Origin of the sequence: Pseudomonas asiatica (assembly GCF_009932335.1) — a bacterium.
GTDB classification, from domain to species: domain Bacteria; phylum Pseudomonadota; class Gammaproteobacteria; order Pseudomonadales; family Pseudomonadaceae; genus Aquipseudomonas; species Aquipseudomonas asiatica.
Genome location: NZ_BLJF01000001.1, coordinates 1,813,895 through 1,837,333 on the forward strand (window position 1 = coordinate 1,813,895; position 23,439 = coordinate 1,837,333).

The following is a 23,439-nucleotide window of genomic DNA, read 5'->3' on the forward strand; positions in this document are numbered from 1 at the left end:
CAATAGACAGGCTTTGTCAGCCCCGGCCTCTTCGCAGCACAAGGCTGCTCCTACAGGACCTCGCCGAACCAATGAGTCATGTGTTGTTCTATGAGAGCGGGCGCGCCCGCGAAGAGGCCTCGCCAGGCCACACATTCCTGCCACTTTTCCCTGTTCACTCGCCCAACCGCTGCTCACGCGACGGCGGGTAGCCAAAGTAAGCCGCATAGCATTTGCTGAAGTGCGACACCGAAACAAACCCGCAGGCCACTGCCACCTCCATCACCGACAGGTCGGAATACTGCAGTAGGCGGCGGCTTTTGGTGACGCGCAACTCCATGTAGTAACGCCGCGGCGAAGTGCCCAACTGGGCCTGGAACAGGCGGTCGATCTGTCGGCGCGAGCGCCCGCTGTAGGCGGCCAACTGGTCGAGGCTGAGGGTTTCCTCGAGGTTGTTCTCCATCAGCTCGACGATGGTGCGCAGGTGCAAACTCATGGACTTCTTCGCGCCCGGGCCGACCTGACGATAGCGGGCACCGGAGAACGACAGGATCTCCTCGACGCCTTCGGCCAGGCCGTCGCCATACAGCCGGCGCACCAGGCCGAGCATCAGCTCCATGGCACCATTGGGGCTGGCAGCGCTGAGGCGGTCGCGGTCGAGAGTGAAGCTGGCCGGGGTGATCCGCGTCTGCGGGCTGCGCTCGGACAGGCTGGCGCGCTGCTCAGGGTGGATACTGCAGCCATAGTCGTCCAGCACCCCTGCGCGGCCGAGGAACCACGCGCCGTTCCACAACCCGCCCAGGGCCATGCCGTGGGCCGCGCAATCGCCCAGCAGGCGGTCAAGCTCGGGGTACTTCAATGGCGTGCGCAGGCCGCCACAGATCACCAGCAGGTCCAACTCCTTCAGGGCCTCGGCGGATAACTCGGTAGCCACCAACTCCAACCCCAGGTCGCTGAGCACGCGGTCGCCTGCAAGCGACAGTGGGGTGAATCGAAAGCTGTCGGCGCGCAGCAGGTTGGCCGTGACCAGCACGTCCATGGCCACGGTGAAGCTGGCCATGGAGAAGTGTTCGAGCAATACGAAATCGACCCGATAGGGGGCTTGGGCATTGGCGCTGGTGGACTTCAGCCGCAGCATGTTGCTGGTACTGGTCTTCTTGCTGAACTGGCGTGGCGTGGGCACTCTGGACTCCGCTTCCTGGCTGGCCTTGAGAGTGTGGCGGGTGGCCGGGGGAAAGACAATCTCCCGGGTGGCCGTGTCGTATTCCAGGTCGTGTTCAGGCAACCTGTCTGGCTTGGCCCGTTGCCGCTATGCTGATGCTCCAGTCACTGAGGATACCTTGATGAAGTACGCCGCTGCCCTGTTGCTTTGCCTGATGCCATTGCTGGCCAATGCCCTGGAGCAGGGCGACAAGCTCGCCCCGTGGACGCTGCTCGACCAGTACGACCAGGCCTATAGCCTCGCCGCCGGCACGCACATCCTGCTGGTGGCACGCGACATGGACGGTGCCAAGCTGGTGAAGGCGGCGTTGGCCGAACAGCCCAAGGGTTACCTGGAGGCGCGCGATGCGGTGTTCGTTGCCGACATCCAGCGCATGCCGGCGCTGATCAGCAAGCTGTTCGCCATCCCCGCCATGCGCGATTACAACTACCGCGTGCTGCTCGACCGCGACGGGCGCGTGGCCAGCCGTTATCCAGGGCAGGATGGCCAGGTGCAGTGGTTGCAACTGGAACAGGGCAAGCTGGTGAGCCTGCGGGCATTTGCCGATGCGCCGGCGTTGAAGGCGGCGTTGGAGACTGCACCACGGCATTGAGGGCCGTCACTACTCCCTGTAGGAGCGGCCTTGTGTCGCGATGGGCTGCGCAGCAGCCCCAGGATTTTTGCCCTACGAAAGACCGCAGGGGGCTGCTTTGCAGCCCATCGCGACACAAGGCCGCTCCTACAAAGGGCCGTGGTGCCATGCCGCCAGCCAAATCAATCTGAACCCTCGGCAGCCTCTGCAACCCAACCCATTACATGCCAAATGGGAGAGCGCTCATGGAAATCGGAACGATCTGGATAATCGTCGCGGCCTTTGTGATCCTGCTGGAAATCTGGGCCATCTGGCACATCATCGGCAGTGACCGGCGCGCCGAGCGCAAGATGCTGTGGATCGTCTTCGTGGTCTACGCACCTTTCCCCGGTTTGCTGTTCTGGGCCTGGCGCGGGCCTCGGGCAGTGAAGGGCAGGGCGGTACTGCAGGAAAAATGATGGCGAACGGCCTCAGGCGCGGGGACGCCTGAGGCCGTCGATGTTCACTTGGGCAGGATATCGAAGCGAATGGCTGACCCCAGCCCGTCCACCATCAGGCAACCATAGAACTTCACGGTCGACAGCACACACAGATGCTTGAGCGCTTCATGGATGTAATCGTGAAGCAGCTTTTCGGCATCGCGCCTGCGGTCTGCGAGCGTGGTGCTGCTGAGAGTGATCACCCCGAGCAAGGTGGTTTCAATGTGTTCGACGGTGTCCAGGCCAATTTTTTCGCGCAGGTGCAGGCGCGCCTTTGCCGCATCGTCTTCATCTCGTGCGGTTTTGGGCTTGATGGTATAAGCCAGCTGAAAATCATATTTGCTCATCGCTTTATCCTTGGTACGTGCAGGCCTCCATGCCGGGCCTCGCAATCTAGCGCCTGGCAGCCACCGCGCATACAAACGCGTGGTTCACGCAAGCCAGTGCGCTGTGCGAAACGTCCTACGCAGACAAGCCCGTTTTACGATGCATGCTTGACCTCGAGTTAACTCAAGGTTCGATACTCCGTCCCTCTTCCAACTGATCGAGGGTTTACCGTGAGCCATTCAACCGCGTTCCAGCTGAGCAACCCCGAAGGCCTGTACGACCCCAGCGGCAATGCCTACTCTCATGTCGCCGAGGTTCATGCCGACAGCCGCCTGTTGTTCATCGCCGGCCAGGGCGGGGAGGACCGCAACGGGCAGCTGTCGCCGCTGTTCGCCGGGCAGGCGCGCCAGGCACTGGCCAACCTTGAGATTGCCCTGGCGTCGAAAGGCGCCAGCCTGGCCCAGGTGTTCAAGCTGACCCTGCTGATCGTCGAGCATTCCGAAACGCGACTGCATGAATGGGTAGCCGAGGCTGACAGGGCCTGGGGCCGTAGCATGAAACCGACCTGCACGCTGATACCGGTACCCCGGTTGGCGCTGGACGGCATGTTGGTGGAGATCGAGGCAGTGGCGGCTGTATAGGCCCGGGCGATTCGGTGGTGGCGGCAGATAAACACTATGTTGTATATCGGTGCTGGCCCAACAAGCATGGCCGCTATAACAACAATTGACCTCAAAGGTGACCACACCATGAGCACCGGCACCACCACGCTTACCGACCCCAAGGCCCGGGCCTGGGTCTGGCCGGCACTTTTCAGCCTGGTGGCCTTCGCTGCCAACTCGGTGTTCTGCCGGCTCGCGCTGAAGGATGGGGCCATCGACCCGGCATCCTTCACCGTGGTGCGCCTGGCCAGTGGTGCACTGTTCCTGCTGCTGTTGATCCGCCTGCGCAAACCCGCGCTTGCCATGGGGGGGAGCTGGCGCGGCGGCTTGGCCCTGTTCCTCTACGCATTCCTGTTTTCTGCGGCATATCTGCAACTGGGCGCAGGCGCGGGTGCGTTGCTGCTGTTTGGCGCGGTGCAGATCACCATGTTCGGCTTCGCCTGGTACAAAGGCGAACAAATCACCGCGCGGATGCTGCTGGGCATGCTGATCGCCTTCGTCGGCCTGCTGGTGCTGCTGTTGCCCGGTACTGCGGCGCCACCTTTTGCCAGTGCCTTGCTGATGACCCTGTCTGGCGTGGCCTGGGGCGTTTACACGCTGCTGGGCAAAGGTTCACCCAGGCCGCTGGCCGACACTGCCGGCAATTTCACCAGGAGCCTGCCGTGCCTGGTGCTGCTGGCGCCGATGCTGTTGCTGGGCGCCGGCTTGCACCTGAGCCCGCTCGGCGTGCTGTATGCGCTGGGTTCTGGTGTGCTGGCGTCCGGTGCTGGCTATGCCGTGTGGTACGGCGTGGTCAGGCAAGTCAGCGCGCAGCAGGCGGCGACCATGCAGCTCAGCGTCCCGGTGATCGCGGCGTTGGGCGGGGTTGGCCTGATTGGCGAGCCATTGTCGTTGCGCTTGCTGGTGGCCTGCGTGGTGGTGCTGGGCGGTATCGCCCTGGCGCTGGCGCCGCGCCGTTAAAAGAAACGGCGTTGCGCCTTGAGCGTGACCATGCTGTCGCAATAAGTGTTGATGCCCGAATACGCATCACACCCGCCACCATTGAGGTTTGAGTTGCTGTAGACCAGGTTCAGGTCGATGCCGAGCCAAGGCCGGGATAGTTCCAGCGACCAATCGGAAAAGGCATTCACCTCGCTGCCATCACGAATGGTGAATGGCGTACCCAGGCGGTGATGGGCGAGCTTGACGCTCAGGTCGACATCAAACAGCGGCAGTTGGCCGAAGTCGGCGAACAGCGTGGCGGTGCGGTTGTCGGGATTGTCGCGCAGCGCTCCACCGAAACGGCTGCCCAGCACCGAAACACCGCCGTACAGGGCATAGCTGTCGGGGCCCGCAATGTTTGGCTGACTATAATGGATCAACCCCACCTCGTAGCCCAGGCTAGTGTCGAACCGGTGCTTGTAGCCCAGGTAACTGTCCAGCCGCAGGGTGGAGTCGGGCGTCACGCCCATGCTCGGGGCGTACTGGCCAAGGTACCAGCCGCTGGGGTGGCTGAAGTCGAGGCCACCGTGGAACGCGCCGATGGCGCTGGGCGATATCAGCCCCTGGGCCATACTGCGTGAGGGGGTGGTGCCGAGTGTAAAGTCGAAGTCGCCCAGTTCGCGTTTGATCTGTTGGGCCAGCAGCATGGGGCTGAACAGCAGTGCAGCACTCAGCAACAGAAGGGGCCTGGTCATGGTCTCCGTCCTGGAAGGCTTGCGGTTGAGCGGTAAAGCATACCTGTGCAGGTAACGTGAGGGAACCGCCGGCTAGCCCATTCAGCCTTTGGTCGAACGGTCGGCGTCTGCAGCTTCGGTCACTACGGGCAGGTTGCCGGCACGCTGGATTACCCGCCGTTGCTGCTCGTAGTCGTCCAGCGACAGGCCACGGCGTTGCAAGGCTTCCAATTGCAGTTGACGGGTTTCTTCGGCGGTGTAGGGACGCAGTTCGGGGTGGCTGGCACAGCCGCTGGTGATGGCGATGGCAATGACGGCAAGGGTGGCGGACAGCAGGCGGGCCAAGGTGTTCATCAGGTAGCTCCAGGGGCCGGGGTGGTGGGCGGCGAGTCGATGGAGCTAGGTTATTCGGCCATGTCGTTCGGCAGAAATTGCCATTCTCGATAGTGACTATCGATGGTTCCTGGGAGGGTGCGATGGGGCAAGACGAGCAACCGCGAAAATGGGGCGTGCTGGAACCGATCGACCGGATCACCGAAGTCATCTTCGGCCTGTTGATGGCGATGACCTTCATCGGCTCGCTGAGCGTGGCCACGGCAGGGCGCGAAGACGCGCGGCTGATGCTGATTGCCGCGCTCGGCTGCAACCTGGCCTGGGGCCTGGCCGATGCCGTCATCTACCTGCTGCGTACCTGGACCGAACGCACCCGCAGCCGGACCTTGCTGGCCCGCCTGCAAGCAGGTGATATCAACCAGGGGCGCAGGCTGATTGCCGATACGTTGCCAGAGCGCATCGGCCTGGCACTGGATGAAGACGGGCTGGAGATGTTGCGCGGGCGCATGCTGCGTGATGCTGGCCGCCCGCTGCCGGCACGCCTGGGGCTGGATGATTTCAAGGCTGCCCTGGCCACTTTCCTGCTGGTGGTACTGGCAACTTTCCCGATGGTCATTCCGTTCCTGCTGATCGAGACCACCGGTACGGCCATCCGTGTATCGAACCTGGTCGCCCTGGCCATGCTCTTCCTTGCGGGCTGGCTGCTGGCACGCTATTCCGGTGGCCGCACCCTGTTGACCGGCGTGGTTCTGGCAGTAGTTGGAGCGTCGCTGATCGTGGCGATCATCGCCCTGGGCGGTTGAACACCGCCGCGGGCGTGCCCGCGAAAGGGCCGGTACAGCAATTACAGTTCTCAGCCCAACCCTGATATAGATTCAAAAGCAGCAACCACCGCACCCTTAGAGCGCGAAAAGTTCGCGCCCCCGTATCTGGCCAAAAGCAGCGCCATTGCTACCCTTAACCCACGCGGCCTGATCTCACGGAGAGATGCGATGCGCATGCCATTGTCAGCGGTCCTGTCGGTGATCCTGTATCTGAGTGCCACGCCCGGCCTGGTGCTGGCAGAGGATGTACCGGCCCCCGACCCGGCACCACAAACCGACACGGTCGCGGCCAAGGACCCGGTGTTCACCCAGGAGCAACTGGACCAGATGCTCGCGCCCATCGCGTTGTACCCCGATGCGCTGCTGGCCCAGGTATTGATGGCCTCCACTTATCCGGGGCAGGTGAGCGAAGCGGTGACCTGGTCCAAGGCCAACCCCAAGGCCACCGGCGACGATGCCGTCAAGAAGGTGGCGAACCAGCCCTGGGACCCGAGTGTACAGGCGCTGGTGGCCTTCCCGCAGGTACTGGCGACCCTGGGGCAAGACCCGGTCTGGGTACAGCGCCTGGGTGACGCCTTCCTTGCGCAGCCCGACGATGTCATGGGCGGCGTGCAGCGCCTGCGCCACCAGGCCCAGGCCGCCGGCAACCTGCAGAGCAACCAGTACCAGAACGTGACCGTGCAGACCGCCCCGGCACCGGCCTCCAGTGGTAGCAGTACTCAGGTGGTTACGGCCAGTAGCCCGCCCACCACCATCATCATCGAGCCAGCCGACCCGCAAGTGGTGTACGTGCCCAGCTACAACCCGACCACCAGCTACGGCACCTGGGCCTACCCGGCCTCGCCGCCGGTGTATTACCCGCCACCGCCCATGTATTACCCTGGTTCTGCACTGGTGGCGGGCCTGGCCTTCGGGACCGGCGTGGCGATCGTAGCCTCGCTGTGGGGCGACTGTGACTGGGGCAACAACGACATCGACATCGACGTCAACCGCTACAACAACATCAACGCCAACAACCGCATCACCAACAACCAGAACAAATGGCAGCACAACGCCGCCAACCGCGACGGCGTGCCATACCGCGACTCTCGCAGCCGCCAGCAGTACGGTCGCCAGCTGGACGGTGCCACCCAGCGTACTGCCTTCCGCGGTGACGACGCCCAACGCGCCCAGGCGCGGGACAAGGCCCGGGCGTCGATGGACCGGGCCGGCATCGAACGTCCAGCCACCAGCAACCGCCAGGCACGCCAGCAGATGCGCGAGGCGCAGGCAGGCAATTCGGTCGGCAACCGCATGCAGCCTCGTAGCGACAACCCCAGGGCAACCGACCGTCGACAGGAAACCCGCAACACCCAGGCTCGCCAGCAGAACAGCCAGGTGAACCAGCGCAGGCAGGGCGAAGGCCAGGGGCGGCAGCTGGCACAAAATCGGCCTTCCAATACCGCTGGCCGCGCGCGTAACAATGCCTTCGACGGCGTGCGTTCACCCTCGCGCACCAGCGCGCAGGCCAGCCGTGGCCGCACCAGCCAGTCGTTCGCCCAGCGCCCGAACGCATCGCGTGCCGCCGGGCACCAGATTTCCCGGCCCAGTGCGCCCGCACGCCGCGGGGGAGGTGGCCGTCGATGAAACGTCAAACGATAGCGGCACTGGTAATCGCAGCCGATATGACATGGTCATCCCTGGCCGCTGCGCAGGAAGCCTTCCCGACACCGGAGAAGGCCGTGGAATCCTTTGTTGCGGCGCTGGGCGAGGAGAAACCTGATGAAGCCCGCCTGGCCCGGTTGCTGGGTGATGACTGGCGTACCTACATACCTCGCGGCGGTGTGCAACGCAGTGATGTGGACACGTTCCTTGCGCAATATCGCGCGCAGCACAGCATCAACCTGTCGGGTACAAACAAGGCCATCCTCGCGGTGGGCAGTGATCACTGGACGTTGCCTATTCCGTTGACCAAAGGCGACCAGGGTTGGCGCTTCGACCTCAAGGCCGGCAGCGCCGAAATCCGCGCCCGGCGCATTGGCCGCAACGAGCTGGGTGCCATGCAGTCGATGCTGGCCTATCACGATGCGCAAATGGAGTACGCCACCCAGGACCACAACGGCAACGGTGCGCTGGAATACGCGCAGAAGATATTCAGCGAGCCCGGCAAGCATGACGGGCTGTACTGGGACGACGATGGCGATGGCCAGGTCAGCCCGCTGGGCCCGCTGTTCGGCCAGGACCGGGTTGGCGACGACTGGTATGGCTACCACTTTCGTATCCTCGATGCTCAGGGCCCATCCGCCCCTGGTGGTGCCTACAGTTACCTGATCGGCAACCAGATGAGCCGTGGCTTCGCCATGGTCGCCTGGCCGGCCAGGTACGATGACACCGGGGTGATGAGCTTCATGATCAGCCATGACGGCGAGGTGTTCGAGAAAGACCTCGGGCCGCACGGCGACAAGCTGGCCAAGGAGATGAAACGCTTCGATCCGGATGACAGTTGGAAGGTGGTGGATGTGCCGGTGGATGACTGACTCTGCAGGGCCTTTGAGCCGCATCGTTTCGTTTGCGGGTATGGAAGCCGACGACTGAAACTGCGCTACGCAGAAGGTGGCGCAATTCTCACGGCGCTTCGTCCCTATGAACTGCAAGGTAGCCCTGGCTTTCATACCGCCAGTGGGCGTTCCACGAAAGCCGTACCTGTCATTTCTGACAGTTGTTTGATGGGGTTCGACGCGAAAATATGGCTACCTCATCCACGGGAGCCAGATATGACCTCGCCAATGAAGTACACGCGCTTTTTCATGCAGCACGACAGGGTTCACACCGCTTTGTCAGGCAACGCTGCCGTGGTATGCATGAGAGGGCAGGCAGGCGTCCTGGCAGAAACCAGGCTGGAGCAGGAAACAGCGCGCTCGGCACTACTGGCTGCAGACAGTGGGGATTCAGTGGTAGGTGTCCGATCTCAGGGGCAGCCGGAGGCGGTGACTTACAATGCCTATGGGTATCACAATCCCAATGACATTCCCTTGCATCGACCGGCATTCAATGGCCACCTGCTGCTGTGGTACCTCTATTTACTCGGAAATGGTTATCGTGCCTTCAATCCGGTCTTGATGTGTTTTCAGAGTCCCGATAGCCAAAGCCCATTTGGTGCGGGGGGCTTGAACTGTTATGCCTATTGTGCGGGTGATCCGGTCAATTTCAGTGATCCCAGCGGGCATATGCCTACAAAACGCCCTATTCAGATTCGAAGTATATCGCCAGCAACCCAACATGAAGTATTAATGGACGCAATAAAGACAGGTTTGGAGGCTGGAGGTGGAAAAAGGCGAAGGCTGTCGTCGCCGACTGAGCGAAGAGTCGGGCAAGAGGTTATGAGTACCCAAACGGGTAGGAAGGACTCAGGTGCGCCTGGGCAAAGCAGTTCGCAGCCCTTGGCAATAACCACAGCTCAAAGTCAGTCGTCGCCTATTGCAGACTCTGCTGTTTATTCGGTCGCGTCATCGGCGGGGACGGTAGGTGCGGTGCACACAGTAGATAGCTGGACATTGCGTCGTGACAAGTTGAAGGCTGGTGAATTTGAAAAGCTTCTTGAATTTATTAATAAGAGTAATCATGCTATAGAAGGATTAAGCTCTGAGCAGACTAGGGAGTTGCGCAGAGTTGCAGTGGAAGCTTTTGCTGTCGGTGGCAATGTACAAGCATCTATTAACCGTGCGAATCCTGATCTTTCACTAACTCAGGTGGAGAGAATTCGGCAGGGTTTGAGGGGCGTACTCGATCGGTACCGCCGTAAACGCCCTGGCTAGACTAAACGATCTTTTTATGTGTCTGGTGAAACATTTCAGGTGATAAATTTCGCCTCCATCTCCCCCGGATTGTACATGGGTGACACACGTTACAGAGTCGTCTTCATCCAATGCAGGACTCCAGTGGCGTTAAGCATGCGGCTGCCTGGAAATCACTTGGGGAGAGCTAAGCAGGCTGACCAAGCTGTGCGGGTCAAGTTCGCCGTGCTGAACGAGATGAACGAGTATAGGTTTCCCGATATGACGGTTGAAGAAGGTAGAATCGCGTGCCAAGTGGGAATGGGCGCAAGGCAGAGCGGAGCAGTATCGCATTTGCATTAAAATCTGTTTTCCGAGCATTCCACGGGCAGCAGTTGGCTTCATCAAGAAAGTGGCGGTGAGAACAATTAAGCGGACTTCATTCAATGAATAGATATTTGTATTGGGTCAATAATTTGTTTGCGAGTAGTTCCATGTTTCATATTGCTTCTGAATAGAATTTCATTGCGGACTATTTTCCAGCATCTGCCGCACCAGCCACTGCCCCGCGGGCCCCAGCGCGCGCCGGCTGGACCAGGCCACGTCCATATTCACTCGCCGTGGATAGCCCGCGACCTGCAACTCTACCAGCCCACTGCCAAACCGTGCCACCAGCGCCCTGGGCAGTTCGGCCCAGCCGAACCCGCGCACGGCGAACTCCAGCAAGGTGAGGTAGTCCGGTGCCGACCAGGCTTGGCCACGACCGTGGTGCAGGCTGGGAGCATAGGTCTTGATATACAGCTGCCGGACGTTCTCCAGGTGCTGCGTCTGCACCTGGGGCAAAGCCGCCAACGGATGCCCGCTGGCCACGTACACCCCAAACTCTGCCTGCTCGGGCAAGCGTGCCACGGCAACGTCAGCGGGGTAGCTGGGCTGGGTGGCAAGAATGCCGACGTGTGCCAGGCCCTGCTGGATCAGCTCGATCACATCGGCATCTTCCGACGGGCCGCAGCGCAGCTCGGTATGCGGGTAGTGCTGGGCGAAGCGGGCCATCACCGCGCCCTGGAAGGTCACGCTGTAGCTGTCCGACATCACCACCGAGACCAGTGCCTCGATGTTTTCCGCCAGCCGCACCGCCAGGGCATCGAGCTGGGCGCTGGCATCGAGAATCGCCTCCACATGGCTCAGCACCTGCCGCCCAGCCTCGTTCAGTGTAGGGTGGCGACCGCCACGCTCGAACAACGGGCAACCCACATCGGCCTCGAAATTGGCGATGGCAATGCTGATGGTGGACTGGCTTTTGCGCAACTTGCGCGCCGCAGCGGAGAACGAACCCAGCGATGCGGCTTCGACAAAGGCGACCAGAGCTTCGGGTGAGTAGCGCATGGTATTGATAAAATCGATGGTAGCTATGTCGCGAGTATCAGTTCTATCAAAGAAAATAGGAAGCACGACTCACGCACTGGATGGAATCTGCAATGAAAAATGTCTCTTTCAGCGAACGCCTGGTTCACGCCGTCGGCTATGAAGTGTTCGCCGTGCTGCTGTGTGCGCCGCTGTTGTCCTGGATCATGGGCAAGTCGCTGGCGACGGCGGGGGCGCTGGCGGTGACCCTCTCGGTGATCGCCATGCTGTGGAACATGGTCTACAACGCGCTGGTCGACCGCTACGTGCAAGCCGAGCGCATCCACTGGAAGGCCAGCGCACGCTTTGCACACGGCCTGGGCTTCGAAGCCGGGCTGGTGGTGTGGTGCCTGCCGGTGGCGGCGTGGATGCTGGAGATTTCGTTGCTGCAGGCGTTCATGGTGGAGTTGGGCTTCTTCGTGATCATCCTGCCCTACACCGTGCTGTACAACTGGGCCTTCGACAAAGCCCGGCACCTGCTGTTGCAGCGTCGCCTTGCATGAAAACCACCAGCCTGCGCTGCTCCTCGATTTGTGCATTGCGCGGATATCCTGGGGCTGCTTCGCAGCCCTTTCGCGACACAAGGCCGCTCCTACAGGGATGGCGCAGGCTTCAGGCTTGCGCTGTACCTGTGGGAGCGGCTTTAGCCGCGAACACCGGTGCAGCCGGTGCACCCAATAAAAAGGGGCATGCCATCGCTGGCATGCCCCGTTTTTCAAAACGTTAAAGCGCCTCAGGCAACCTTGACGATCCAGCCAGCCGGTGCTTCCACGTCACCGCTCTGGATACCGGTCAGCTCGTTGTAGAGCTTCTGGGTAACCGGGCCGACCTTTTCCAGGTCGTGGAACACGTGCAGCTTGCCGTTGTACTCGATGCCGCCGATCGGGGTGATCACCGCAGCGGTACCGCAGGCGCCGGCTTCGATGAAGCGGTCCAGCTTGTTGATTTCCACATCGCCTTCGATCACGGTCAGGCCCAGGCGCGATTGCGCCAGTTCCATCAGCGACAGGCGGGTGATGCCCGGCAGCACCGAAGCCGATTTCGGGGTGACGAACTCGTTGTTGGCGGTGATGCCGAAGAAGTTGGCCGAACCGACTTCCTCGATCTTGGTGTGGGTCAGCGGGTCGAGGTAGATGGCGTCGGCGAAGTTGGCTTTCTTCGCTTCTGCACCCGGCTGCAGGCTGGCGGCGTAGTTGCCACCGACCTTGGCCGCGCCAGTGCCTTGCGGGGCTGCGCGGTCGAAGCTGGAGATCTGGAAGTTGTGCGGCTTCATGCCGCCCTTGAAGTACGAGCCAACCGGGATGGCGAAGATCGAGAAGATGAACTCGGGGGCGGTGCGCACGCCAATGTTGTCACCGGTGCCGATCACGAACGGGCGCAGGTAGAGGGCGCCTTTACCATGCGGTGGCACGAACTTCTCGTTGGCCTTGACCACTTGCTTGCACGCCTCGATGAACACATCGGTCGGCACCTGCGGCATCAGCAGGCGGGCGCAGCTGCGCTGCATGCGGGCGGCATTCTGGTCCGGGCGGAACAGGTTGATCGAACCGTCCTTGCAACGGTAGGCCTTGAGGCCCTCGAAGCACTGCTGGCCGTAGTGCAGGGCAGTGGAGCCTTCACTGATGTGCAGTACGTTGTCTTCGGTCAGGGTGCCCTTGTCCCACTCGCCATTGCGCCATACGGACAGGTAGCGTTTGTCGGTCTTGATGTAGTCGAAACCCAGCTTGTCCCAATTAATGCTTTCGTTGCTCATGACACCCTCATTGTCTTGCAAGTGCCCGATTGCTCGGGCTGCTGTTATATGCGCACCACGCCACCATAATACATCCGTGGCAGATCGGGAACGGCCAGTCACGAATTGATAGCCTGCAATGCATTTATTGCGGCACGGCGCAGGTATTGCAGTGGGGCTGCGAGGTGCTCGCCACAACATTTTCAGGGCCTGTGAGATCGAGCGCCGCCCGCGCGGCGCTTCGCAGCACAAGGCTGCTCCTACATCTGTTTCGGGCCAGTAACGCCTGTACCAATGCGCGCGACCGCCTTGTTTGTCCGGCACGATATCGAGGTGGACACCAAGGGGCCGCGCGCCTTTGCCTCAGGAATAATTGGCCCGAAACAGATGTAGGAGCAGCCTTGTGCTGCGAAGCGCCGCGCGGGCGGCGCTCGATCTCACAGGCGCTACAAGAATCGAGGCGAGCCAATGGTTGACCACCCGCCAGCCACTGCGTAGCCTTGCCACTCCGAGGTTCTTCGGCCAGGCCGAAGCTAAGACGGGAACGCGGTACAAGCCGCGGCTGCCCCCGCAACTGTAAGCACCGACAACGGATCGACACAGCCACTGCGCCCGCGCGCGGGAAGGCGTCATCCCGCCAGCCCGCTGCACCAGCGGGCACATGGAACGGTGCGAGCCAGGAGACCTGCCTCGTCACGTTTTCGACTTTCAACCGGGCGGGGTGATCCGGTGGCGAACAAGCCCGGCCGGCCTGGCCTGCGGCTGTCGTCCTGCATGCCCGCGCCAATCTGCCAAGGGCAATGCGACATGAAAACACTGGCCAAGCTCCCCGTCACCATCGTCACCGGCTTCCTCGGCTCGGGCAAGACTACCTTGCTGCGCCACATGCTCGACAACGCCCAGGGCCGCCGCATTGCGGTAATCGTCAACGAGTTCGGCGAGCTGGGCATCGACGGCGAAATCCTCAAGCAGTGCAGCATCGGTTGCACCGAAGAAGAAGCCACCGGCCGCGTCTACGAGCTGGCCAACGGCTGCCTGTGCTGCACCGTGCAGGAAGAGTTCTTCCCGGTGATGCGCGAGTTGGTGGCACGCCGTGGCGACCTGGACCATATCCTCATCGAAACCAGCGGCCTGGCCCTGCCCAAACCGCTGGTGCAAGCCTTCCAGTGGCCAGAAATCCGCAATGCCTGCACCGTCGACGCGGTGATCACGGTGGTCGACAGCCCTGCGGTGGCCGCCGGCACCTTCGCCGCCTACCCGGACCAGGTCGATGCCCAGCGCAAGCTCGACCCCAACCTGGACCACGAGTCGCCACTGCACGAACTGTTCGCCGACCAGTTGGCCAGCGCCGACCTGGTGGTGCTGAACAAGGCCGACCTGATCGACGCTGCAGGCCTGGCCAAGGTCCGCACCGAGGTGGCCGAAGAACTGCCTCCGGCGGTCAAGGTTGTCGAGGCCAGCAGCGGCAAGCTGCCGCTGGAGGTGCTGCTGGGTGTGGGCGCCGAGTCCGAGGCGCACATCGATGGTCGCCGTACCCACCATGATTCCCACCATGACGGTGATGACCATGACGATCATGACCACGACGCCTTCGACTCCATCTCCATCGACCTGCCCGAAGCCGACGAAAGCCTGCTGCTCGATGCCCTGACCCAGCTGGTGGTGGAGTTCGGCATCCTGCGCGCCAAAGGCTTCGCTGCCATCCCGGGCAAACCGATGCGCCTGCTGGTGCAAGGCGTGGGTACCCGTTTCGACAAGCACTTCGACCGCGCCTGGCGCGCCGACGAGCCGCGCATCACCCGCCTGGTGCTGATTGGCCAGGACCTTGACGCCGCCCAGCTGGAAGCGCGCCTACGCCAGGCACTGGGCGCCTGACCCATGCACCTGCTGCGGACCCAGCCCGGCGGCTTCGTGCCGGATGACAGCATTGCCGACCTCGGCCAGACGCCCGCCGAGCTGGTGATTCTCTGCAGCGGCGATTCGCACCTGGCATTGCTCGCCGATACCGCCGAGCAATTGCCCGAGGATTACCCCAGCCTGCGCCTGGCCAACCCGATGCAGGTACAGAACCATGCCTCGGTCGACCTGTACGTCGACCAGGTGCTGCGCCATGCCAAGGTCATCCTGGTGTCGCTGCACGGTGGTGTCGGCTACTGGCGCTATGGCGTCGAGCAGTTGGTCGAGCTGGCCGGCCGTGGCGTGCAGCTGATCCTGGTGCCGGGTGACGACCGCCCGGACCCGGAGCTGACCAGCCTGGGCAGTGTCAGCGGCGAGCAGGCCGAACGCCTTTGGCACTACTTGCGCCAGGGCGGCAAGGCCAACGCCATCAACCTGTTCAACTGCCTGGCCAGCCAGTGGCTGGGCCGCGACTATGCCTGGGACGAGCCGCAGCCGCTGCCGCGCACTGCCGTGTATCACCCGGCCAAGGGCAGCGCCACGCTGGAGGATTGGTACCCGCAGTGGCACCCCGAGCAGCCGGTGGCGCCACTGTTGTTCTACCGCTCGCACCTGCAGGCGGCCAATACCGCGTTCATCGATGTGTTCTGCCAGCGCCTGCAGGCGGCCGGGCTCAACCCATTGCCGATCGCCGTGGCCAGCCTCAAGGAAAGTGCCTGCCTGGAGCAGGTCGAAGCCTGGCTGGACGAGGCGGGGGCCGAAGTGCTGGTCAACACCACCGGCTTTGCCCTGTCCAGCCCCGAGCGCCCCAACCTGCGCCCGTTCCGTCGTGACATTCCGGTACTGCAGGCCATCTGCGCACAAGACAACCAGCCTGGCTGGGAAGCCAGCGAGCAGGGCCTGGGGGCGCGTGACCTGGCCATGCACATTGCCCTGCCCGAACTGGACGGGCGCATCATCACCCGCCCGGTCAGTTTCAAAGACATGGCCTGGCGCAGCGAACGCAGCCAGTCCGATGTGGTCTGCTACCGCGCCCACCCCGAGCGCATGGACTTTGTCGCCGAACTGGCCCGCCGCTGGGTCGAGCTGGCGCGCCTGCCGAATGCGCAGAAGCGCGTAGCCCTGGTGCTGGCCAACTATCCGACTCGGGACGGCCGTATTGGCAATGGCGTTGGCCTGGACACGCCAGCGGCCGCGCTGAACATACTCAAGGCCCTGCAGGCCGAAGGCTATCCGCTGGCCGACTTGCCGGGCAGCGGCACGCAGCTGATCCATCAGTTGCTCGGTGGCGTGACCAACGACCTCGACCAGCTGGACCTGCGCCCCTGCGCGCAGAGCCTGAGCCTGGCCGACTACCAGGCCGCCTTCGAGCGCCTGCCAGAGGCAAACCGCCAGGCCGTGCTGGAACGCTGGGGGCCGCCGCAGCAGGACCCGATGTACCGCAGTGGCCGGCTGATGGTGGCCGGCCTGCGCTTTGGCTTGACCTTTGTCGGCATCCAGCCGGCGCGCGGTTACCAGGTGGACCCCAGCGCGGTGTACCACGACCCGGACCTGGTACCACCCCACGGCTACCTGGCATTTCACTTCTGGCTGCGCCATGCCTTTGCCGCCGACGCGGTGATCCATGTCGGCAAGCACGGCAACCTCGAATGGCTGCCCGGCAAGGGCGTCGGGTTGTCGGCGCAGTGCTGGCCGGACGCCTTGCTCGGCCCGTTGCCGAACATCTACCCGTTCATCGTCAACGACCCGGGCGAGGGTGCCCAGGCCAAGCGCCGCACCCAGGCGGTGATCATCGACCACCTGATGCCGCCGCTGACCCGTGCCGAAACCTACGGCCCGTTGCGCCACCTGGAGCAATTGGCCGACGAGTTCTACGAAGCGCAGCTGCTCGACCCGCGGCGCGCTCGCGAGTTGCAGCGCGACATTCTCGAACTGGTCAAGGCCAATCACATTGACCGTGAACTGCAGCTGGTAGGCCAGCTGGACGATGCCGCCGTGTGGCTGCCACGCCTGGATACCTACCTGTGCGACCTGAAGGAATCGCAGATTCGCGATGGCCTGCATGTGTTCGGCCAGTCCCCGGAAGGCCGGCTGCGGCTGGATACCTTGCTGGCGCTGTTAAGGGTCGAGCGTGGCGACGGTCGCGGTGGCAATGCCAGCCTGTTGCGGGCCCTGGCCAAGGCGCTGGTGCCAGGCTTCGATCCGCTCGATTGCGAACTAGGCCAGCCGTGGCAAGGGCCACGCCCGGAACAACTGCAGGCCATGAGCAGCGAGCCTTGGCGCACCTTTGGCGATACCCGCGAACGCCTCGAACTGTTGGCGCTGCAGTTGATCGACCAGGCGCTGTGCGGCACCGTGCATTTACCTGCCCAGAGCGAATGGCAGCCTGTGCACGATGTGGTACGGACGCTGCGAGAATCGGTGGCACCCAGCCTGGACGCTTGCGGCAGCGCCGAAATGGATGGCCTGCTGGCGGCGCTGGCCGGGCGTTTCGTGCCCGCCGGCCCCAGTGGCGCACCCAGTCGTGGTCGCCTGGACGTGCTGCCCACCGGTCGCAACTTCTATACCGTGGACGTGCGCAACCTGCCCACCACCACCGCCTGGCGCCTGGGCTTCGCCTCCGCCAACCTGATCCTGGAGCGCCATCTGCAGGACAACGGCGATCACCTGCGCCAACTCGGCCTTTCAGTGTGGGGCACGGCAACCATGCGTACCGGCGGTGATGATATCGCCCAGGCCATGGCGCTGATGGGCGTGAGACCGGTGTGGGCCACTGGTAGCCAGCGGGTCGACGATTTCGAGATCCTGCCGCTCAGCCTGCTCGACCGCCCGCGGGTGGACGTGACCTTGCGCGTTTCCGGCTTTTTCCGTGATGCCTTCGGCAACCTCATCCGCCTGTTCGATGCCGCAGTGCAGGCGGTAGCCGCACTTGATGAACCCGAGGATCTCAACCCCCTGGCCGCCCGCGTGCGTAGCGAGCGTGCCGCGCTGCAGGCGCAGGGCGTGGACGCCGAGCAGGCCGCGCGCCAGGCTGGCTGGAGGGTGTTCGGTGCCAAGCCCGGGGCCTACGGCGCCGGGGTGCAGAACGCCATCGACGGGCGCCTGTGGCACAGCCGCGACGACCTGGCCGAGGTCTACCTCAATCACGGCGGCTATGCCTACGGCGCCAGCGACGACGGAACCCCGGCCCGAGCCCAGTTCGCCCAGCGCCTGGCCAAGGTGCAGGCGGTGCTGCAGAACCAGGACAACCACGAACACGACCTGCTCGATTCCAACGACTATTACCAGTTCCAGGGTGGCATGCTGGCGGCGTCGGAAACCTTGTCCGGTGCGACAGTTGCCAGTTATCACGGCGACCATAGCCAGGCCGACCGGCCGCGCATCCGTACCCTCAAGGAAGAGCTGAACCGGGTCATCCGCGCCCGGGCGCTGAACCCGAAATGGATCGACGGGGCCAAGCGCCACGGCTACAAGGGCGCCTTCGAGATGGCGGCGACGGTCGACAACCTGTTCGCCTTCGACGCCACCACGGAACTGATCGACGACCATCATTACCAGGCGCTGGCCGATGCCTACGTGCTCGACCCGGCGACCCGCGACTTCATGCGCGAGCACAACCCCGAGGCCCTGCGCGACCTTACCGAGCGTTTGCTGGAGGCCCAGCAGCGCGGTCTGTGGCAGGCACCGGGCGACTACCGTGAAGCCCTCGAGGAACAACTGCTCGACGGCGAGGAACAGGCTTGAAATGAGTGAACCCGTGCAATTTCCACTGGCGGCCGTGGTCGGTGCCGATGACCTGAAACTGGCGCTGTGCCTGACCGCAATCGACCCGAAGATCGGCGGCGTGTTGATCGAGGGGCCACGTGGCATGGCCAAGAGTACCCTGGCCCGTGGCTTGGCCGACCTGCTCGGTGAGGGGCCGTTCGTGACCCTGCCACTGGGCGCCAGCGAAGAGCGGTTGGTCGGCACCCTCGACCTGGATGCCGCACTGGGGCAGGGCAAGGCGCAGTTCTCCCCAGGAGTACTGGCCCAGGCCGATGGTGGCGTGCTGTACGTCGATGAGGTGAACCTGCTGCCCGACACCCTGGTCGACCTGCTGCTCGATGTGGCAGCCAGCGGCACCAACCGCATCGAGCGCGACGGCATCTCGCACCGGCACAGTGCCCGCTTCGTACTGATCGGCACCATGAACCCGGAGGAGGGCGAACTGCGCCCGCAGTTGCTCGACCGCTTTGGCCTCAATGTGGCCCTGGAAGGCTTGCCCGAGCCTGAGGCGCGCCAGCAGATCATTCGCCGCCGTCTGGCCTTCGACAGCGACCCGCAGGCCTTTTGCGCGCAATGGGCCGAGGCCCAGGCGCAATTGCGCGAGCGCTGCCAGGCGGCGCGTCAGGCCCTGGCCGGCATTGCCCTGGACGACCAGGCGCTGGCCTGGATCACCGAACGCTGCTATGCCGCTGGGGTCGACGGGCTGCGCGCCGATCTGGTCTGGCTGCGCGCCGCACGCGCCCACTGTGCGTGGCGTGGTGGCGAGGCCATCGAGGAGGCCGATGTCGATGCAGTGGCCGAGTTCGCCTTGCGCCATCGCCGCCGCGTTTCGCCCCAGGCCAACCCGCCTGCGGCGCCGCAGCAGCCTGAACAGCAACCCGGTCGACAAGACGCGGGCAACCCTGGCGAACAGGGCGGGCAGGGCGACTGGGGCGCAATGCCGGCGCAGCCTGTGGCCAGCGGCGCGCGCCGCGAGGTGCCGAACTGGGCAAAAAAGCCCTGAGCATCCCCCAGTCACCTGCCAAAGGGGCGGATGCCAAAGCAGGCGCAGGTAAGCAATACGGTGCCAGCCGAGGCCGGGCGCGCAGTGCTGCGGCCGGGCGGGTGGCCTGGCTGCCGACCCTGCTCAAGGGCCGGCCACGCCAGCGCCAGGACCTGTGCTGGCAGCAACGCCAGGCCAGGCCCGCAGAACTGTGGCTGGTAATCGTCGATGCTTCGGCCTCGACCCGTCGCCACCAGGCGTTGGCGCAAACCAAAGGGCTGCTGGCGGCGCTGTTCGACCAAGCCTACCGCCAACGTGCCCGGTTGGCCCTGCTTACCGCCAGCGGGCGCTCACCGCAGTGGCAGCGCCACGGCCTGAAGGCCTCGGCCGCCTTGCAACCGTGGCTGCAAGCCTTGGGAGCTGGTGGTGGCACGCCGTTGATCGCTGCACTGGAGCAGGCTCGGCACTGGTTGCAGGATCGGCAACGGGCCCACCCCGAAGAAGGGTTACGCTGCCTGGTGTTCACCGATGGTCGCCTGCAACACTGGAATACCGTGCAGCCGATGCCGTGCGCCACTCTGTTGGTGGACATGGAACTGGCGCCGGTGCGCCTGGGCCGTGCGCAGCGCCTGGCGCAGCAACTTCAGGCGGATTACCAGCACCTGCAACAGTTCAGATTGGTGGATTGAAAAAGCACCGGTGCGACACTATGCCGCAATAAGAAAAAGTTGCCAGAACAGCAACCCGGAAGTTGTACAAGTGCGTGGCGACGCACGCACTTGGTTTGCTGGCCGATATTATTTCGGCATTGACCACGGCTGCAGGTCGTAACCTTTTTCGCACAGTTCGGCGCGCACTTCCTCGATCAGGCTGGCCCACTGGGCCGGGTCGGAATAGATGCGCGAAGACACTTGCTTGCTGCCGATGCGGGTGCTGGTCCGGTCGATCACTGCCAGGCTCAGTTCACCAGTACCGTTGGGTGCATCCCAGGCTACGCACTGGAAAGGTTCGAAGGCGTGGTCGGCAATCAGCAGTGCTTCGTTGACACGGAGCGGGGCATTCATGGTTCGGTCTCTCTATGGTCCCAAACATCCAGTTAAAGTCCGCGTTGCTTCGAAGTCGCCTCGGTTATCGCGAAGTGCAGCGCGGGGTTATGTGTACTGATGCTCGTTGTCCGGGGGCGAGTCACACATTGGTTGTAAAAAAATTTGCCAAGGTCGAATCCGTTCTTGCCCATGCCGCCATGTGATGTCGATAAAGTGCGAAAATTCCCGTCACGCATTGTAAAAAAATGATTCGGCAGACAGACGGTACTGGGAACCGTCAACTTAGTTGCTACTGTTAATCGGGCGCCACAACTTACTGTTTTATTTCAAAAAACTGAAAACTGGCGCCAAGGATTGGTCATGCAGCAGCTTGCCGCCCAACGCCGTTTGCTCATCGTCGACCCCTGCGATGACTGCCATCGTTTGTTACCCGGATTGCGCAGCGCAGGCTGGGATGTGCACAGCTGCATGCTCGACGCCGCGTTGGATCATCCCTGCGATGTGGGCCTGTTGCGCTTGCAGGCGTCGCACCTGAGGCGCCCGGACGGGGTCAAGGACTTGATCAAACGCAGCAACACCGAATGGATTGCCGTGCTCAGCGCCGAACAACTGCGCATGCCGGCCGTCGGCGATTTTGTTTGTGAATGGTTCTTTGACTTCCACACCTTGCCGTTCGACGTTTCCCGCGTTCAGGTCACGCTGGGCCGGGCCTTCGGTATGGCGCGCCTGCGCGGCAAAGGGATGGCGAGGGTGGATGAAACGAGCCACGAACTGCTCGGTGATAGCCGCCCGATCCGTGAACTGCGCAAGCTGCTGGGCAAGCTGGCGCCCACTGAATCGCCGGTGCTGATCTGTGGAGAAAGCGGCACCGGCAAGGAACTGGTGGCCCGCACCCTGCATCGCCAGTCGCAACGCAGCGAGCAACCGTTCATTGCCATCAACTGCGGGGCAATCCCCGAGCACCTGATCCAGTCGGAACTGTTCGGCCATGAAAAGGGCGCTTTCACGGGTGCTCATCAGCGCAAGGCCGGGCGCATCGAAGCGGCTCATGGTGGCACGCTGTTTCTCGACGAAATTGGCGATTTGCCGCTGGAGTTGCAGGCCAACCTGCTGCGCTTTCTGCAGGAAAAGCACATCGAGCGCGTGGGGGGCAGCCAGCCGATCCCGGTGGATGTCAGGGTGCTGGCGGCTACCCACGTGGACCTGGAAAGGGCCATCGAGCAAGGGCGCTTTCGCGAAGACCTGTATTACCGCCTGAACGTGTTGCAGGTAGTGACCGCACCACTGCGAGACCGGCATGGCGACCTGTCGATGCTGGCCAGTCATTTTGCCCATTTCTACAGTCTTGAAACCGGGCGTCGACCGCGCTCGTTCAGCGAGCATGCCTTGGCGGCCATGGGCCGGCATGACTGGCCGGGCAATGTCCGCGAGTTGGCCAACCGGGTAAGGCGCGGGCTGGTGCTCGCAGAAGGCCGGCAAATCGAGGCACAGGACCTTGGATTGCAGCCCCTGGACCAGGTACAGCAACCGCTGGGCACGCTGGAAGAGTACAAGCACCGAGCCGAGCGCCAGGCGCTGTGCGATGTACTCAGCCGGCACAGTGACAACATGAGTGTGGCGGCCAAGGTGCTAGGTATATCGCGGCCGACTTTCTATCGGTTGCTGCACAAGCACCAGATTCGCTGAGCAGCAGCCCTCGGCCGTGCCCGAGCCTTGTGGGAGCAGGCATGCCCGCGAAGCAGGCGCTGCGGTGGATGGCACCGGGCTACGCCGGTATTCGCGGGTAAACCCGCTCCCACAAGAGGCCGTGTTATTCGTCCAGGTCTGCCGCTGCATGCCGCTCCGGCACCTGGCTGGCCTCATCCCCCCAGGTCCGGTTCACCCGTGTGCCACGCTGCACCGCCGGGCGCAAGGCAATCTCCTCGGCCCAGCGCTGCACATGCTTGTACTCGTCCACCGCCAGGAACTCCGCCGCGCCATACAGGTTGCCGCGTACCAGCTGGCCATACCAAGGCCACACGGCAATGTCGGCGATGCTGTATTCCTCGCCGCCCAGGTAGCGGCTTTCGGCCAGGCGCCGGTCGAGCACATCCAGCTGACGCTTGGCTTCCATGGTGAAGCGGTTGATCGCGTACTCGAACTTTTCTGGCGCATACACATAGAAGTGGCCAAAGCCGCCGCCCAGGTATGGCGCCGCGCCCATTTGCCAGAACAGCCAGTTCAGGCTTTCGGTGCGTGCAGCTGGCGCTTTCGGCAGCAAGGCACCGAACTTTTCCGCCAGGTACAGCAGGATCGACCCCGACTCGAACACCCGCACCGGCGGCTCGACGCTGCGGTCGAGCAGGGCGGGGATCTTCGAGTTGGGGTTTACCTGGACAAAGCCGCTGGAGAATTGGTCGCCCTCGCCAATGCGGATCAACCAGGCATCGTACTCGGCACCAAGGTGGCCCAGGGCAAGCAGCTCTTCGAGGGCGATGGTGACCTTCACGCCATTGGGCGTGGCCAGGGAGTACAGCTGCAGCGGGTGCTTGCCCTGCGGTAGGTCCTTGTCGTGAGTCGGGCCGGCAACCGGGCGGTTGATGCTGGCGAACTGGCCACCGGACGCGGCGTCGTTGCGCCAGACCTTGGGTGGCACGTAGGCGGGCTTGCTCATGCGTGAATCTCCTTAAATGGCGCGAAACGGTCACGTAGAAACGTGGACCTGCATCTATGCCACGGGTTCGACGAAAAGCGCAAATGCATAGGGCGCGGGCGTGAAGTGCATGACTTCGGTTTCATTCAGGTTTCATCCTGTGCAGCCCAGGGCGGTT

22 protein-coding genes and 1 riboswitch are annotated in these 23,439 nt (G+C 63.2%); of the genes, 14 read left to right on the plus strand and 8 right to left on the minus strand.

What is annotated here, in order from left to right:
- Positions 1 to 154 precede the first annotated feature (154 nt).
- Complete coding sequence (locus GYA95_RS08580) at positions 155 to 1,162, minus strand: GlxA family transcriptional regulator (protein WP_013972486.1); 1,008 nt, start codon at positions 1,160 to 1,162, stop codon at positions 155 to 157.
- Positions 1,163 to 1,322: 160 nt separating this feature from the next.
- On the opposite strand from GYA95_RS08580, the gene GYA95_RS08585 reads away from it, so the two are divergent.
- Positions 1,323 to 1,793, plus strand: coding sequence for a hypothetical protein (locus GYA95_RS08585; RefSeq protein WP_015270191.1), 471 nt, complete (start codon positions 1,323 to 1,325; stop codon positions 1,791 to 1,793).
- Positions 1,794 to 2,017: 224 nt separating this feature from the next.
- Positions 2,018 to 2,230 carry a PLDc N-terminal domain-containing protein gene (locus GYA95_RS08590; RefSeq protein ID WP_013972488.1) on the plus strand — a complete coding sequence of 71 codons (213 nt, stop codon included), beginning with the start codon at positions 2,018 to 2,020 and terminating at the stop codon, positions 2,228 to 2,230.
- A 44-nt stretch (positions 2,231 to 2,274) separates the two neighbouring features.
- Here GYA95_RS08590 and GYA95_RS08595 read toward each other — a convergent pair whose 3' ends face one another.
- Entirely contained in the window at positions 2,275 to 2,598 is a 324-nt protein-coding gene (locus tag GYA95_RS08595; protein ID WP_015270192.1) for a hypothetical protein, read from the minus strand.
- 210 nt (positions 2,599 to 2,808) lie between these two features.
- Between GYA95_RS08595 and GYA95_RS08600 the strand changes: the two genes are divergently transcribed.
- Together GYA95_RS08600 and GYA95_RS08605 are read left to right on the plus strand one after the other, a co-directional pair.
- Positions 2,809 to 3,219, plus strand: coding sequence for a RidA family protein (locus GYA95_RS08600; protein ID WP_015270193.1), 411 nt, complete (start codon positions 2,809 to 2,811; stop codon positions 3,217 to 3,219).
- Between the two features lie 108 nt (positions 3,220 to 3,327).
- Positions 3,328 to 4,200, plus strand: a complete 873-nt coding sequence (locus GYA95_RS08605; RefSeq protein ID WP_015270194.1) for a DMT family transporter — start codon at positions 3,328 to 3,330, stop codon at positions 4,198 to 4,200.
- On the opposite strand, the gene GYA95_RS08610 is transcribed toward GYA95_RS08605, so the two are convergent.
- Positions 4,197 to 4,916 (minus strand): TorF family putative porin, encoded by a 720-nt coding sequence (locus GYA95_RS08610; protein ID WP_015270195.1) that lies wholly within the window; start codon positions 4,914 to 4,916, stop codon positions 4,197 to 4,199. The genes GYA95_RS08605 and GYA95_RS08610 overlap by 4 nt on opposite strands.
- Positions 4,917 to 4,997: 81 nt before the next feature.
- Complete coding sequence (locus GYA95_RS08615) at positions 4,998 to 5,249, minus strand: hypothetical protein (protein WP_015270196.1); 252 nt, start codon at positions 5,247 to 5,249, stop codon at positions 4,998 to 5,000.
- 122 nt (positions 5,250 to 5,371) lie between these two features.
- Here GYA95_RS08615 and GYA95_RS08620 point away from each other — a divergent pair, with 122 nt between their 5' ends.
- The 4 genes from GYA95_RS08620 to GYA95_RS08635 all read left to right on the plus strand — a co-directional run bounded on the left by GYA95_RS08620 (position 5,372) and on the right by GYA95_RS08635 (position 9,846).
- Positions 5,372 to 6,031 carry a VIT1/CCC1 transporter family protein gene (locus GYA95_RS08620; protein WP_015270197.1) on the plus strand — a complete coding sequence of 220 codons (660 nt, stop codon included), beginning with the start codon at positions 5,372 to 5,374 and terminating at the stop codon, positions 6,029 to 6,031.
- 189 nt (positions 6,032 to 6,220) lie between these two features.
- Positions 6,221 to 7,678: a DUF3300 domain-containing protein gene (locus GYA95_RS08625; RefSeq protein WP_015270198.1), complete on the plus strand. Its 1,458-nt coding sequence runs from the start codon at positions 6,221 to 6,223 to the stop codon at positions 7,676 to 7,678.
- A complete protein-coding gene (locus GYA95_RS08630) occupies positions 7,675 to 8,568 on the plus strand; it encodes a DUF2950 domain-containing protein (protein ID WP_015270199.1) in 894 nt (297 codons plus the stop codon). Before GYA95_RS08625 ends, GYA95_RS08630 begins: the two co-directional genes overlap by 4 nt.
- A 237-nt stretch (positions 8,569 to 8,805) precedes the next feature.
- Positions 8,806 to 9,846: an RHS repeat-associated core domain-containing protein gene (locus tag GYA95_RS08635; RefSeq protein WP_015270200.1), complete on the plus strand. Its 1,041-nt coding sequence runs from the start codon at positions 8,806 to 8,808 to the stop codon at positions 9,844 to 9,846.
- Positions 9,847 to 10,326: 480 nt separating this feature from the next.
- On the opposite strand, the gene GYA95_RS08640 is transcribed toward GYA95_RS08635, so the two are convergent.
- Positions 10,327 to 11,190 carry a LysR family transcriptional regulator gene (locus GYA95_RS08640; RefSeq protein WP_015270202.1) on the minus strand — a complete coding sequence of 288 codons (864 nt, stop codon included), beginning with the start codon at positions 11,188 to 11,190 and terminating at the stop codon, positions 10,327 to 10,329.
- A gap of 92 nt (positions 11,191 to 11,282) precedes the next feature.
- Between GYA95_RS08640 and GYA95_RS08645 the strand changes: the two genes are divergently transcribed.
- Positions 11,283 to 11,711 carry a multidrug/biocide efflux PACE transporter gene (locus tag GYA95_RS08645; RefSeq protein ID WP_015270203.1) on the plus strand — a complete coding sequence of 143 codons (429 nt, stop codon included), beginning with the start codon at positions 11,283 to 11,285 and terminating at the stop codon, positions 11,709 to 11,711.
- Positions 11,712 to 11,941: 230 nt separating this feature from the next.
- Here the strand turns inward: GYA95_RS08645 and GYA95_RS08650 are convergent, their stop codons facing one another.
- Entirely contained in the window at positions 11,942 to 12,961 is a 1,020-nt protein-coding gene (locus GYA95_RS08650) for a branched-chain amino acid aminotransferase (protein WP_013972500.1), read from the minus strand.
- Positions 12,962 to 13,434: 473 nt separating this feature from the next.
- A riboswitch (cobalamin riboswitch) is annotated at positions 13,435 to 13,647 on the plus strand.
- Between the two features lie 100 nt (positions 13,648 to 13,747).
- On the opposite strand from GYA95_RS08650, the gene cobW reads away from it, so the two are divergent.
- From cobW to GYA95_RS08670, 4 genes are all read left to right on the plus strand, one after another.
- Complete coding sequence (gene cobW, locus GYA95_RS08655) at positions 13,748 to 14,815, plus strand: cobalamin biosynthesis protein CobW (RefSeq protein WP_015270204.1); 1,068 nt, start codon at positions 13,748 to 13,750, stop codon at positions 14,813 to 14,815.
- 3 nt (positions 14,816 to 14,818) lie between these two features.
- Positions 14,819 to 18,580, plus strand: a complete 3,762-nt coding sequence (cobN, locus tag GYA95_RS08660) for a cobaltochelatase subunit CobN (RefSeq protein ID WP_161551369.1) — start codon at positions 14,819 to 14,821, stop codon at positions 18,578 to 18,580.
- A gap of 1 nt (position 18,581) precedes the next feature.
- Positions 18,582 to 19,604, plus strand: coding sequence for an ATP-binding protein (locus GYA95_RS08665; RefSeq protein ID WP_015270206.1), 1,023 nt, complete (start codon positions 18,582 to 18,584; stop codon positions 19,602 to 19,604).
- A gap of 101 nt (positions 19,605 to 19,705) precedes the next feature.
- Positions 19,706 to 20,272 (plus strand): vWA domain-containing protein, encoded by a 567-nt coding sequence (locus GYA95_RS08670; protein ID WP_015270207.1) that lies wholly within the window; start codon positions 19,706 to 19,708, stop codon positions 20,270 to 20,272.
- A gap of 108 nt (positions 20,273 to 20,380) precedes the next feature.
- Here GYA95_RS08670 and GYA95_RS08675 read toward each other — a convergent pair whose 3' ends face one another.
- On the minus strand, positions 20,381 to 20,647 hold the full coding sequence (locus tag GYA95_RS08675; protein ID WP_013972506.1) for a hypothetical protein: 267 nt from the start codon (positions 20,645 to 20,647) through the stop codon (positions 20,381 to 20,383).
- 342 nt (positions 20,648 to 20,989) lie between these two features.
- Between GYA95_RS08675 and GYA95_RS08680 the strand changes: the two genes are divergently transcribed.
- Positions 20,990 to 22,315 (plus strand): sigma-54 dependent transcriptional regulator, encoded by a 1,326-nt coding sequence (locus GYA95_RS08680; RefSeq protein ID WP_015270208.1) that lies wholly within the window; start codon positions 20,990 to 20,992, stop codon positions 22,313 to 22,315.
- Between the two features lie 124 nt (positions 22,316 to 22,439).
- Here the strand turns inward: GYA95_RS08680 and yghU are convergent, their stop codons facing one another.
- A complete protein-coding gene (yghU, locus tag GYA95_RS08685) occupies positions 22,440 to 23,282 on the minus strand; it encodes a glutathione-dependent disulfide-bond oxidoreductase (RefSeq protein WP_013972508.1) in 843 nt (280 codons plus the stop codon).
- Between the last annotated feature and the right edge of the window lie 157 nt (positions 23,283 to 23,439).